This is a genomic window from Qipengyuania gaetbuli (assembly GCF_009827315.1).
GTDB classification, from domain to species: domain Bacteria; phylum Pseudomonadota; class Alphaproteobacteria; order Sphingomonadales; family Sphingomonadaceae; genus Qipengyuania; species Qipengyuania gaetbuli.
The window spans coordinates 304,234-316,916 of sequence record NZ_WTYF01000003.1 but is presented as its reverse complement, the minus strand read 5'-3'; the positions used below and the strand labels follow the sequence as shown (position 1 = coordinate 316,916).

Annotated in this window: 10 protein-coding genes; 7 read left to right on the top strand and 3 right to left on the bottom strand. The window is 65.3% G+C overall.

Translation table 11 applies throughout. The features are described from left to right. Window positions 1–2 precede the first annotated feature (2 nt). From GRI42_RS01695 to rsmA, 4 genes are all read left to right on the top strand, one after another. Window positions 3–2,282 carry an LPS-assembly protein LptD gene (locus tag GRI42_RS01695; protein ID WP_234033759.1) on the top strand — a complete coding sequence of 760 codons (2,280 nt, stop codon included), beginning with the start codon at window positions 3–5 and terminating at the stop codon, window positions 2,280–2,282. A 145-nt stretch (window positions 2,283–2,427) separates the two neighbouring features. Next, complete coding sequence (locus GRI42_RS01690; protein WP_160606331.1) at window positions 2,428–3,780, top strand: peptidylprolyl isomerase; 1,353 nt, start codon at window positions 2,428–2,430, stop codon at window positions 3,778–3,780. Between the two features lie 29 nt (window positions 3,781–3,809). Continuing rightward, entirely contained in the window at window positions 3,810–4,790 is a 981-nt protein-coding gene (pdxA, locus tag GRI42_RS01685; RefSeq protein WP_407692148.1) for a 4-hydroxythreonine-4-phosphate dehydrogenase PdxA, read from the top strand. Continuing rightward, window positions 4,783–5,607, top strand: a complete 825-nt coding sequence (gene rsmA, locus GRI42_RS01680) for a 16S rRNA (adenine(1518)-N(6)/adenine(1519)-N(6))-dimethyltransferase RsmA (protein ID WP_160606329.1) — start codon at window positions 4,783–4,785, stop codon at window positions 5,605–5,607. Before pdxA ends, rsmA begins: the two co-directional genes overlap by 8 nt. Here rsmA and GRI42_RS01675 read toward each other — a convergent pair. From GRI42_RS01675 to GRI42_RS01665, 3 genes are read right to left on the bottom strand one after another with little or no spacing between them, the layout of a single operon-like run. Further along, entirely contained in the window at window positions 5,604–6,380 is a 777-nt protein-coding gene (locus GRI42_RS01675; protein WP_160606328.1) for a DUF2189 domain-containing protein, read from the bottom strand. The two genes, rsmA and GRI42_RS01675, sit on opposite strands and share 4 nt — an antisense overlap. 59 nt (window positions 6,381–6,439) lie before the next feature. Beyond that, window positions 6,440–6,964: a hypothetical protein gene (locus GRI42_RS01670; RefSeq protein WP_160606327.1), complete on the bottom strand. Its 525-nt coding sequence runs from the start codon at window positions 6,962–6,964 to the stop codon at window positions 6,440–6,442. 24 nt (window positions 6,965–6,988) lie between these two features. After that, window positions 6,989–9,082 carry a malate synthase G gene (locus GRI42_RS01665; RefSeq protein ID WP_160606326.1) on the bottom strand — a complete coding sequence of 698 codons (2,094 nt, stop codon included), beginning with the start codon at window positions 9,080–9,082 and terminating at the stop codon, window positions 6,989–6,991. Window positions 9,083–9,211: 129 nt separating this feature from the next. On the opposite strand from GRI42_RS01665, the gene GRI42_RS01660 reads away from it, so the two are divergent. From GRI42_RS01660 to GRI42_RS01650, 3 genes are read left to right on the top strand one after another with little or no spacing between them, the layout of a single operon-like run. Beyond that, the gene (locus tag GRI42_RS01660) at window positions 9,212–10,420 is read left to right on the top strand and encodes a hydrolase (RefSeq protein ID WP_160606325.1); all 1,209 of its coding nucleotides are present in this window, start codon (window positions 9,212–9,214) and stop codon (window positions 10,418–10,420) included. Next, the gene (locus GRI42_RS01655) at window positions 10,417–11,433 is read left to right on the top strand and encodes an arginine N-succinyltransferase (RefSeq protein WP_160606324.1); all 1,017 of its coding nucleotides are present in this window, start codon (window positions 10,417–10,419) and stop codon (window positions 11,431–11,433) included. The genes GRI42_RS01660 and GRI42_RS01655 overlap by 4 nt, the downstream gene beginning before the upstream one ends. After that, entirely contained in the window at window positions 11,430–12,680 is a 1,251-nt protein-coding gene (locus GRI42_RS01650; RefSeq protein ID WP_160606323.1) for an N-succinylarginine dihydrolase, read from the top strand. Before GRI42_RS01655 ends, GRI42_RS01650 begins: the two co-directional genes overlap by 4 nt. Window positions 12,681–12,683: the final 3 nt, after the last annotated feature.

Sequence of the window (12,683 nt, the reverse complement as noted above, 5' to 3'; positions counted from 1 at the left end):
TCATGGCAGCAGCGCCGCTGGCTGCGCAGGACGGAGCAGCGACCGGAACCGGCACCATCGAGGAGCCGCAGGGCGAAGCGCCGAGCGACCTGCCGCCGCCGCTCGGCCGCGAGGTAGATCTGCTCGATCCGGCCAGCGAGCTCGATCCGCCTCCCGGCCCCGAATTCAACGAGGCGGGCGAACGGCAGATCGCCTTTGCGTCCGATATCCTCAGCTATGATGCCGACGCGGAAATCGTCACGGCCGAAGGCAATGTGGTGCTTCGTTCGGGCGAGCGATCGGTGCGCGCGGACAGCGTCAGCTGGAGCAGGCGCACCGGCGTCATCGTCGCGTCCGGCAACGTCCGCTTCGTCGACGACAACGGCAACCAGCTTTTCGCCGACCAGGTCGAGTTGACCGACGAGTTCGAAGCCGGCGCGCTGGAGAACCTGCTCCTGGCCCTGCGCCAGGGCGGCCGGCTTGCCGCCAATCGCGGGATTGGCGAGACCGACGGTACCATCTCGCTCGAGCAGGCCGCCTATAGCGCCTGCGCAGTGGTATCGCCGGACGGCTGCCCGAAAGAGCCCAGCTGGCGCATCACTGCCGAGCGGGTGATTTATGACCCCGCCGATTCGCAAGTCCGGTTCAGGGGCGCCTACCTCGAGCTGTTCGGTGCCCGGCTGCTGCCGCTTCCGGGCCTTGCCATCCGCACCGATGGCGGAGCAGTCAGCGGTTTCCTGGTGCCCGACCTGCGGATTTCGGAAAGCAACGGCGTCGAGGTTTCGGGCAGCTATTACATCCGCTTCGACGACAACAAGGACCTGACGGTTTCGGGCTATGTCTTCACCGAAGCGCCGCCCATGGTTTCCGCGCAATGGCGCCACCTGACCGACAAGGGTGCCTACCAGATCACCGGCTATGCCACGCACAGCCGCCGCCTGACCGCTGCCGGAAGCAATGAATCCTTCGACAGCGAAGCGCGTGGCTACGTCTTTGCCAACGGGACTTTCCAGTTCACCCCGGAATGGAGCCTGACGAGTTCGATCCGGCTCGCCAGCGACCGGACCTTCCTGCGCCGCTACGACATCAGCCGCGACGACCGCTTGCGGTCCATGGTCGAACTGGAGCGGATCGACCGCAATTCCTATTTCTCGCTGGCCGGCTGGGCCACGCAGACGCTGCGGCTGAACCAGGACCAGGGGCAGGTGCCCATCGCCCTTCCCGTGCTCGATTACCGGCTCAAGCTCGATGATCCGGTGCTGGGCGGCAATGTCCTGCTGCAGGCCAATACGCTCGCCATCACGCGCGACATCGGACAGGATACGCAGCGCGCCTTTGCCAAGGCGCAATGGGACCTGCGGCGAGTCACCGGCATGGGTCAGGTGGTGACGGTCACCGGCATGCTGCGCGGCGATGTCTACCATTCCGACCAGAACGACCTGACCCAGACAGTCTCCTATCGCGGGGATACGGGCTGGCAGGCACGCGGCGTCGCACTTGGCGCGATCGACGTGCAATGGCCGTTCGTCGGCGAACTGTTCGGCGGAACGCAGGTCTTCACTCCCCGCGTCCAGTTGGTCGCCACGCCCCCGATCCGCAACCTTGCCATCCCGAACGAGGATGCGCGCGCGATCGACCTCGAAGATTCGAACCTCTTCGCGCTCAACCGCTTCCCCGGATACGACCGGGTCGAGGACGGCGCGCGCGTGACCTATGGCTTCGACTGGGAGCTGCGCCGCCCTGGCTGGGAGATCAAGACGACCCTCGGCCAGTCCTACCGCCTCGACGCCGACCGCGAGATTTTTCCCGACGGCACGGGCCTGTCCGAACGTGTCAGCGACATCGTGGGCCGCACGGAACTGCGTTTCCGCGATTTCGTGAAGTTCACCCACCGGTTCCGGCTCGACAAGGACAACCTCGCTGTGCGCCGCAACGAACTCGATGCCACGGTCGGGTCGAGCAAGACCTACATGGAAGTCGGCTATCTGCGCCTCAACCGCGACATCACGACGGTGGAAGATCTCCAGGACCGCGAGGAATTGCGCGCGGCTGCTCGCGTTTCGATCGCCAATTACTGGTCCGTCTTCGGATCGGGCGTGTTCAACCTCACCAATCGCGACGAGGACCCGACACTGTCGAGCGACGGATTCCAGCCGATCCGAACGCGCCTGGGCGTTGCCTACCAGGACGATTGCCTCGAAATGGGCCTGACGTGGCGGCGCGATTACGTGTCAGCCGGCGACGCAGAACGCGGCGATACCTTCCAGCTCTATTTCAGCCTCAAGAACCTCGGCTTCAGATAGGCGGTGATCGCTTGGCCGGGCGTGGTTGGCAGCGCGGAGCAAACGCGCTATCCGCGCCCACCAATCAGCTACGGTTAAGCCGCTGTGCGGCAAAGGCCGGAACTACCCGGGCGCGCTGGCCGCGCCGCAACTGGATTTGAGACGCGTGAACGCAAAACTGCTTGCCAAATATTGCGGCGCTGCCGCACCGGTCGCCGCCGCACTTGCCTTCGCTGCCAGCCCGGCAGGACTGTTTGCGCAAGCCAGCGTGACCGCGAACACGCTCGACCTGCCGCAGCAGGTCACCATGCTGACCAATCCCGACCCGAACGTCCGCAAGGCGACCGCGGTGGTGAACGGCCACGTCATCACCGGCACCGATCTCGACCAGCGCGTGGCGCTGCTCGTCGATGCGAGCCGCGGCGAGATGTCGCCCGAAGAAATGCAGCGCGTGCGCGCACAGGTCCTGCGCAACCTCATCGATGAAACCCTGCAGATCCAGGCTGCCGAAGCCGAGGACATCAAGATCGAGCAGGCGGAAATCGACCAGACCTACGCCCGTCTCGCCGCGCAGAACGAACGCCCGCTCGCGGAAATGGACAGCTACCTGCGCTCCATCGGCTCGGCACCGGCCTCGCTCAAGCGCCAGATCCACGGCGAACTCGCCTGGCAGCGCCTGCTGCGACAAAAGGTCGCTTTCTTCGTGAACGTGTCGGCCGAAGAAGTGAACGAGCTGATGCAGCGCCTCGAAGCCTCGAAGGGCACCGAGGAATACCGCCTTGGCGAAATCTACCTCTCGGCAACGCCTGAGAACCAGGCCGCAGTCGAAGCCAACGCGATGAAGATCGTGGAACAGCTGCGCCAGGGCGGCAGCTTCGTCGCCTATGCGCGCCAGTTCTCCGAAGCGTCCACCGCTGCCGTTGGCGGCGACCTTGGCTGGATCCGCCTGCCGCAGCTCAAGAACGCACAGCTCGAAGCCGTCGCGCGGGAAATGCAGCCCGGCCAGCTGGTCGGCCCGATCGCCATTCCGGGCGGCTATTCGATCCTCTACCTGATCGAGAAGCGCCAGGTGCTTACCGCCGATCCGCGCGATGCGATGCTGAGCCTGAAGCAGATCCAGATCCAGTTCGACCCGAACGCGACCCAGGCGCAGAACGAAGCCAAGCTGCAGGGCTTCCTGCAGGGCCTCGAAACCATGCGCGGTTGCGGCAGCGCGAACGAGATCGCGGATTCAATCGGTGCCAGCGTGGTCGACAACGACCAGCTGCGTGCCCGCGCGCTTCCCGAGCAGCTCCAGCAGCTGATCCTCAACCTCAACATCGGCGAAATGACCCCGCCCTTCGGCGATGCGAAGGATGGCGTGCGCGTGCTTATGCTGTGCGGCCGGGACGATCCCGAAGTGCAGGCAGGTCCGGACTTCGACACGCTGATGCAGCAGATCGAGGACGAGCGTATCAACCGCGCCGCGCAGCGTTACCTGCGCGACCTGCGCAACGACGCCTATATCGAATATAATTGACGCCCGCCCCGCTCCCCCTCGCCGTATCCTTGGGCGACCCTGCGGGGATCGGGCCGGAAATCATCGCCGCAGCCTGGTCTAACCGCCGGGCAGAAGGACTTGCGCCTTTCTTCGTTACAGGCGGCGCTGGCGTTCTTGGTGCCGCAGCGCATTCACGCGGCCTTTCGGTGCCGGTAGAGCGGATCGCGAGGCCGGAATATGCGGCGCAGGTATTCGACCGCGCGCTGCCTGTGCTCGGGCTGGAGGATGCGCCTTTTCGCGCAGGCCAGCCTGACGAAGGCGGCGCGCGCCTTGCCCTGCATTCGCTGGAGCAGGCGACCGGGCTGGCTCTGCGCGGCGAGGCAGGCGCAGTCGTCACCGCACCGATCGCCAAGAGCGAACTGGCCCGTGTGGGTTTCGACCATCCGGGCCAGACGGAATATCTTGCCGCCGCCTGCGGGCTCGACCAGCGTGATGCGGTGATGATGCTGGCCGGCCCCAGCCTGCGTGCCGTGCCGCTGACAGTCCATTGCGCGCTGTCCGAAGTGCCGGATCGGCTGAGCGAGGACCTCATCTGCCACCGCGCCCGCATCGTCCGCGCTGATCTCAAACGCGATTTCGGCATCGAGAATCCGAGGCTGGCGGTCTGCGGCCTCAACCCTCATGCTGGAGAGGACGGGCGCTTCGGCGACGAGGAGCAGCGCATCATCGCGCCTGCCGTCGCCCGCCTGCGTGCCGAAGGGCTCGAAGTGACCGGGCCGCACCCCGGTGACGCGCTGTTCACGCCCCGCGCGCGCAAGTCCTATGACGCAGCTCTTGCCATGTATCACGACCAGGCGCTCATCCCGCTCAAGGCGCTCGATTTCGACGAGGGCGTCAATGTGACGCTCGGCCTGCCGATTGTGCGCACGAGCCCCGACCATGGCACCGCCTTCGACATCGCGGGAAAGGGACTGGCCGATCCGGGCGCGATGATCGCGGCGCTTCGCATGGCGGGCGACATGGCACGCAGGCGCGCAGCGCATGGCTGACCTGCCCCCCTTGCGCGAAGTCATCGCGCGTCACGGCCTTTCCGCGTCGAAGGCGCTGGGCCAGAACTTCCTGTTCGACGAGCAATTGCTCGACCGGATTGCCGCCATCCCCGGCGACCTCTCCGGCAAGCAGGTCCTCGAAGTCGGTCCCGGCCCCGGAGGCCTGACCCGCGCCCTGCTGAGAGCGGGTGCGCGCGTTACTGCCATCGAGATGGACCGCCGGTGCCTCCCCGCACTGGCCGAACTGGGCGAGGCATTCCCCGGCCAGCTCCGCGTCATCGAAGGCGACGCGCTGAAAATCGACCATGCGGCGCTGATGGGCGGCGAACCCTTCGCGGTCCTGTCGAACCTGCCCTACAATGTCGGCACCGCGCTGTTCGTGCGCTGGCTCGGCGGCGAGGAATGGCCGCCGCTCTGGACCAGCCTGACGCTGATGTTCCAGCAGGAAGTGGCCCAGCGTATCGTCGCGCAGGCCGGCGGTTCGGCTTACGGTCGCCTTGCCGTGCTCGCGCAGTGGCGCGCGGAGGCGAAGATGGCGATGAAAGTGCACCGCAGCGCCTTTACCCCGCCGCCCAAGGTGATGAGCGCGATCGTCCATGTGGTGCCCGGCACCATGCCCGAGGGTGTCTCCGCCCGCGTGCTCGAACGGCTGACGGAAGCTGCCTTCGGCCAACGTCGCAAGATGCTGCGCCAGAGCCTCAAGGGCGTGTCGGGCGCGGTCGAGGCGCTCGAGACGATCGGCATCGATCCCCAGCGACGGGCAGAAACGCTGTCGGTCGCGGAATTCGTCGAACTGGCCCGCGCGCTGACGAACTAATCCGCGTCGCGCACGGTGCGGCGGTAGAGGTGCCAGGTCGCGTGCCCGAAAACGGGCAGCAGGACCAAGAGGCCTAGGAATGCCGGGATCATCGCAGCCATCAGCGCAATGGCGATGATCGCCGCCCAGATAACCAGCATCGGCCGGTTCGACCGGAACGCGGCAAGGCTGGTGATGATCGCCGTCAGGAAATCGACTTCCCGGTCCACCAGCATCGGCAGGCTCATCACCGTCACCGCGTAGAATGCCAGCGCCAGTATCGCGCCGACCAGCGTGCCGACCGCCAGCATCGCCATGCCGACAGGCGTCGTGAACGCCTCAAGCGATTCCCCGACGCCCGATTCCGCCATGAAAATCGCGAAGATGCCGTGGGCGATGATCATCCAGAAGCTGAAGGCCACGAAGACGATACCGCCCATCATGATAAGCTGTTCATCGCCCTTGCCCCTTATCGCGCCAAGTACGGCGCCCCATTTCACCGGCTCGCCCGCCTCGCGCCTGCGGCTGACCTCGTAGAGGCCGACTGCGGTGAAAGGCGCCACGAGCGGAAATCCGGCAAAGGCGGGAATGAGCCACAGGGGTTCGCCCCACTGGAACAGGGCCACGGCGAGGAACAGGCCCGCGCCTACATAGATGGAGGCGAAAAAGAGCCCGTATTGCGGGCAAGCGATGAAGTCCGCGAACCCGGCATTCAGGGCCGCAACGAGATCCGAAAATCTCAGGTTCCTGGCCACCCTGACCGGTGCAATCGGCGCGTCCGTTGCCGCTTCCATGAAGCTGTCTCCCCGCAAACCCCGTTATGCAGGTAGTCTGCTACAGCTTCACGCCGGCATCAAGTATCGCGCTGCTCGCGCAGCAGGTCCGCCCTTTTCACCATCAGGCGGAGCACTTTCGAATGCTCTGCCAGCGCGGCGATGGTGGTGCTGTAGACCTGTATCTCGATGCCTTCGACACCTTCCATCCGCAGGCCGTAGTCGCCCTTGCCGATGGTCCACGGGGCGGGTTCGACCGTCATCTTCGCAAGCGGCAGGAACAGGTCGCGGCAACCGTATTTGAAGGGCGGCATCACCGACAGCGCCAAGCCGTCGCTATAGAGGTCGAAGGTCACGGGCGGGTAGACGCGCGACTTCAGATCGACCGACAGGTGACCGAAGCGGAACCCCGGCTGCGCGATACGGATGGCGCCCGCCTTTTCGGTGAAGACCGGCTTGGCGGCATCACGTGCAGGATAGAGCGCTTCGAACTCCCGCCAGCGCGAGGTGGTCGCCCGCATGATGAGATAGAGGAGGAAGAACATGCCGACGAGGCTGACCGTGCTCACCACGGTCATGTAGATGCTTTCGAGCATGTCCCCCACGGCGCCCCTCCTCTCAGGCGCCTGTTATCGCGCCTTTTTCTCCCTGCGCCAAGCGTGGAGAAGCGGCTCGGTATAGCCGCTCGGCTGTTCGACGCCCTTGAAGATAAGGTCCCTCGCCGCACTGAAGGCCGGACCGTCCTCGTTCTGCAGCAGCGGCTCGTAGAACGGATCGCCTGCGTTCTGTTCGTCAACCTTGGCGGCCATGCGGCGCAGGCTGTCCATCACCTGCGCTTCCGAGATGACTCCGTGAAGCAGCCAGTTGGCGATGTGCTGGCTGGAAATGCGCAGCGTCGCGCGGTCTTCCATCAGGCCGACGTCGTTGATGTCGGGCACCTTCGAACAGCCCACGCCCTGGTCGATCCAGCGCACGACATAGCCGAGCAGGCCCTGGCAATTGTTGTCCAGTTCCTCGCGGATTTCCGCCTCGGACCAATTGGTGCCCTCTGCCAGCGGAATGGTGAGCAAATCGTCGAGACCCGGCACATCGCCCAGCCCTTGCTGGATCGCGAACACGTCCTCGCGGTGGTAATGGATCGCGTGAAGCGTCGCTGCAGTTGGACTCGGCACCCAGGCGGTGTTGGCACCGGCGCGCAGATGGCCGATCTTCTCGATCATCATCTGCCCCATGAGGTCGGGCGCGGCCCACATGCCCTTGCCGATCTGCGCGCGGCCCGACAGGCCGTGACGCAGGCCGATACCGACATTGCGCGCTTCATATGCCTTGAGCCAGGCGGAGGACTTCATCTCGCCCTTGCGCATCATAGGTCCGGCACGCATCGATGTGTGAATCTCGTCGCCGGTGCGGTCGAGGAAGCCGGTGTTGATGAATACGATGCGGTCTTTCACCGCATGGATGCAGGCGGCGAGGTTGGCCGAAGTGCGGCGTTCCTCGTCCATCACCCCGACCTTGATCGTGTGGCGCGGCAGGCCGAGCAGGTCCTCGACCGCGTCGAACAGGTCGTCGGTAAAACCGCATTCCTCCGGCCCGTGCATCTTGGGCTTCACGATGTAGATCGAGCCGCAGCGGCTGTTGCCATACTTGCCCAGCCCTTCGACATCGTGCGCGCCGATGGCGCTGGTGACGACAGCATCCATGATGCCCTCGGGAATTTCCATGCCGCCCCAGCGCATCGCCGGATTGGTCATCAAATGGCCGACGTTGCGCACGAACATGAGGCTGCGACCGGGTAGCTTACGCTCCTCGCCGTCCGGCCCTGTGTAGGTCTTGTCGCCCGCCAGCATGCGCGTGAGCGTCCGGCCACCCTTCTCGAAGCTTTCAGACAGGTCGCCGCGAATGATGCCGAGCCAGTTGGTATATGCGACGAGCTTGTCCTCGGCATCGACCGCCGCGACCGAATCCTCGCAGTCCGCGATGGTGGTCAGCGCAGCTTCAAGGACGATGTCGTAAATGCCTGCCTTGTCGGTCCTGCCGACCGGGTGGTCACGGTCGAACTGGACCTCGATGTGAAGACCGTTGCTGCGGAACAGCAGGCCCTTATCGGTGTGCCCGACCCATTGGCTTTCGTCCCTGAGCTTGCCGTCGTGCTCGTTGGCGAGGTCGGTCCAGCTCTGGTCGACCAGCGGCAGCGCTTCGTCGAGGAAGCTGCGTCCGGCAGCGATCACCGCCGCGCCGCGTTCCTCGTCATAGCCGCCCGGTTTGGCAGGCGGCGCGTCGAGCACATCGGTGCCGTAGAAGGCATCGTAGAGGCTGCCCCAGCGTGCATTCGCGGCATTGAGCAGGAAGCGCGCGTTGAGGATCGGCACGACCAGCTGCGGCCCTGCCATGGTGGCGATTTCGGGATCTACGTTCTGCGTACCGATGGTGAACTCGCCCGGTTCGGGGACGAGGTAGCCGATCTCGCGCAGGAAGACCTGGTATTCGGCCTGGTCGACTTTCTGGCCGGCACGGTCCGCGTGCCACGTATCGATCTTCGCCTGCAAATCGTCGCGCTTTGCCAGCAGCGCGCGGTTGCGGGGCGCGAATTCGCCGAGCAGCGCGGCAAAACCCTGCCAGAAAGCGCCTGCATCCCGCCCGAGCGGGGCAAGGACATCGGTTTCGATGAAGGTGGCCAGCGCCGGGTCGATTTCGATACCGGCGCGCGTCACGTATTCTGTCATGGAACTCCCTTGGGTATGCGTAGCGGCAATGTGGACCCGGGGAGGAGCGAGGTGACCTATGCCGCCAGCGGTTGACGAATGCAAGCCGCGGGGTGGACACTGGAAATAGCCCGACTAAGGACGTTGCCGATGAAACCGGATTTTGCCCCGCAATCCCTTCTGGACGCCGTCGATGGCGACACCATGCTGCGCGAGGTGCAGGACTGGGCTGCGATCAATACCGGCACTGCCAATATCGCAGGTCTCGACCGGATGGCAGGCGTGCTCGCCGACGCTTTCAGCGTGCTGCCCGGAGAGGTGGAGTTGGTCGATCCGGCCCCGGTGACGGCGATCAGTGCCGAGGGGCGCGAATTCGAAAAACCGCATGGCCGCCACATGGTGCTGCGCGTCCGGCCCGAGGCGGAGCGCCGTTTCGTCCTGACCGGCCACATGGACACTGTGTTTCCGGTCGACCATTCGTTCCAGGAAGTCCGCTGGCTCGACGACGATACGATCAACGGCCCCGGTACCGCCGACATGAAGGGCGGGCTCAACGTCATCCTCCACGCACTCAAGCTATTCGAGACGACCGAGGGGGCTGCGCGCGTCGGCTACGACGTCATGATCAACTCGGACGAAGAAACCGGCAGCCTCGCCAGCCGCGGACTGATCGAGGAACTGGCGCGGGGCAAGTATGCCGCACTGACCTACGAACCCTCCGCCCTGCCCGACGGCACTTTGGCCCATGCGCGCGGCGGTACGGGCAATTACTCGATCACCATCACCGGCCGCTCCGCCCACGCCGGGCGCAACCCGCACGAAGGACGCAATGCCATCGTCGCCGCGTCGGATCTCGTGCTGCGGATCAAGGCGCTCGAGGCCGAAGACATCACCGTCAATCCGGCCAAGATCGAAGGTGGCAGCGCGAACAATGTCGTACCCGACCTTGCCGTCCTGCGCTTCAATATCCGGCCCAAGTCGACCGATGCCATGAACCGTTTCGACGGCGAACTGGGCGCCATCCTGCGCATGATCGAGGTCGAGCACGAGGTCGGCGTGCATCGCCACGGTGGCGTCACCCGCCCTCCCAAGCCGGTCGATGCGAAGGCGCAAGCCCTGTTCGATCTCGTCAAGGAGTGCGGGGCACAGCTCGGCCAGCAGATCGGCTGGCAGCCGAGCGGCGGCGTGTGCGACGGAAACAATATCGCCGCCACCGGCGTGCCCGTGGTCGACACCATGGGCGTGCGCGGCGGCGCCATCCATTCACCGGACGAATACTTGATCGTCCCCTCGCTGAGGGAGCGCGCGGCACTGTCCGCCCTCGTCCTGGCGAAGCTTTCCACCGGAGACCATTTGTGACCTATCGCCTGCGCGCCGCGAAACCCGGCGACCTGGAACATCTCTACGAGATGGCGAAGCTGACCGGTGGCGGGTTTACCAACCTTCCCGCCGACCGCGCGGCCCTGACGCGCAAGCTGGAGCGGGCGCAAAAGGCCTTCGATCGCAAGGATGACGCGATCGGCGACGACCAGTTCGTCCTGATCCTCGAAAACACCGAGACGGGCGAGGTGCGCGGCACCTGCCAGCTGATGACCATGGTCGGCCAGCAATGGCCGTTCTATTCCTACCGGCTCAACACGCTAACCCAGCACAGCCAGGAACTCGACCGGACGGTGCGGGCCGAACTCCTCAGCCTCGTGACCGATCTGGAGGGTTCGTCCGAAGTGGGAGGCCTGTTCCTCCACCCGGCAGCGCGCGCGGGCGGCCTCGGCCTGCTGCTGGCCCGCAGCCGCTATCTCTTCGTTGCCATGCACCGCAAGCGCTTTGCCGACCGGATCCTTGCCGAACTGCGCGGCGTGATCGACGATCGCGGTGGCTCGCCCTTCTGGGACGGCGTAGCGGGCCGGTTCTTCGGGATGAACTTCCAGGAAGCGGACTATTTCAACGCCATCAACGGCAACCAGTTCATCGCGGACCTGATGCCGAAGCACCCGGTCTACGTCGCCATGCTCAACAGCGAGGCGCGCAAGGTCATCGGCGTGCCGCATCCTACCGGCCGCGCGGCCATGCGCATGCTTGAGAACGAAGGCTTCGCTGCCGAAGGCTACGTCGACATTTTCGACGGCGGCCCGACCATGACTGCCCGCACCGACCAGGTGAAGAGCATCCGCGAGGCCAAGGCTGCTGCGATCACTTCCACCACGCTCGAAAAGGGCGAGAAGGCGCTCATTGCAACGGGCCGTCTCGACGCATTCCGCTGCTGCTACGGCCTGCGCGAATTCGGCGAGGACGGGAGCATCTCGATCGATGCAAATGCCGCCGAAACACTCGGCGTCGGCATTGGCGACGAAGTATGGAGCGTGGCACGATGAGCCTGGTCGAGATCAATTTCGACGGCATCGTCGGCCCCTCGCACAATTACGCGGGCCTCAGCCTCGGCAATATCGCCAGCGCCAGCCACGGCGGAGACATTTCCTATCCGCGCGCCGCGGCACTGCAGGGTGTCGCCAAGATGCGCGGCAACATGGAGCGCGGCCTTGCGCAGGGCTTTTTCCTGCCTCTGCCCCGCCCCAACTTCGGCCTGATCCGCGATCTCGCGATCGACGCATCGGCACCGCGCCAGTTGCTTGCTGCGGCATGGTCGGCATCGAGCATGTGGACGGCCAATGCGGCGACTGTCAGCCCCGCACCCGACACGGCCGACGGGCGCTGCCACCTGACGCCTGCCAATCTCGTGACCATGGCGCACCGCGCGCAGGAATGGCGCGACACTAAGGCCCAGCTCGACATCGCATTCGGTAACCGCGAGCATTTCGCCATCCACGACGCGGTGCTGCCGACATTCGGCGACGAGGGCGCCGCGAACCACATGCGCTTCTGCGAAGGGCACGGCAGCGAGGGCGTGGAAGTCTTCGTCTATGGCCGGCAAGGCGGCAAATTCCCGGCCCGCCAACACGAACAGGCCAGCCGCGCGGTCGCACGCCTGCACGGGCTCGATCCCGCAAAATGCGTCTTTATCGAGCAGAACCCCGAAGCGATCGAGGCCGGCGCGTTCCACAATGATGTGGTCTCGGTCGCGAACGAGCGCGTGCTGTTTACGCATGAACGCGCCTTTGCCGACCGCCAGGGCGCCTATGACGCCATCGCAGCCGCTTTCCCTGCGCTGCTGGTGGTTGAAGTGCCCGAAAGCGCCGTCAGCCTCGATGAAGCGATCCGCAGTTACCTTTTCAACGCCCAGCTTCTCACGCTGCCGACTGGCGAGATGGCGCTCGTCGTTCCGACCGAGTGCCGCGACAGCGCCAGCGTCTGGGCCTGGTGCGAGAAGATGCTCGCCTCCAATGGCCCGATCCGCCAGGTCATTCCGGTCGATGTGAAACAGTCGATGGCAAACGGCGGCGGCCCGGCCTGCCTGCGCCTGCGCGTCGTGGCTGATCCCGCCACAGTCGATCCACGCTTCATGCTCGACGAGATGAAGGCAGACCGGATCGAGGCGGTGATCGCCGAAACCTGGCCCGACCAGATCGATCCCGCCGACATCGGCACAGACGCGCTGGCGAAGACGGTCATCGAGGCGCGCGAGGCATTGCTGACTGTCCTATCCTTGGACACTCTCGCATAAGCG

Coding starts and splice junctions, on each gene's coding strand:
- GRI42_RS01695 (WP_234033759.1), top strand. CDS start 3: ATGGCAGCAGCGCCGCTGGCTGCGCAGGACGGAGCAGCGACCGGAACC.
- GRI42_RS01650 (WP_160606323.1), top strand. CDS start 11,430: ATGAGCCTGGTCGAGATCAATTTCGACGGCATCGTCGGCCCCTCGCAC.
- rsmA (WP_160606329.1), top strand. CDS start 4,783: ATGGCTGACCTGCCCCCCTTGCGCGAAGTCATCGCGCGTCACGGCCTT.
- GRI42_RS01660 (WP_160606325.1), top strand. CDS start 9,212: ATGAAACCGGATTTTGCCCCGCAATCCCTTCTGGACGCCGTCGATGGC.
- GRI42_RS01665 (WP_160606326.1), bottom strand. CDS start 9,082: ATGACAGAATACGTGACGCGCGCCGGTATCGAAATCGACCCGGCGCTG.
- GRI42_RS01675 (WP_160606328.1), bottom strand. CDS start 6,380: ATGGAAGCGGCAACGGACGCGCCGATTGCACCGGTCAGGGTGGCCAGG.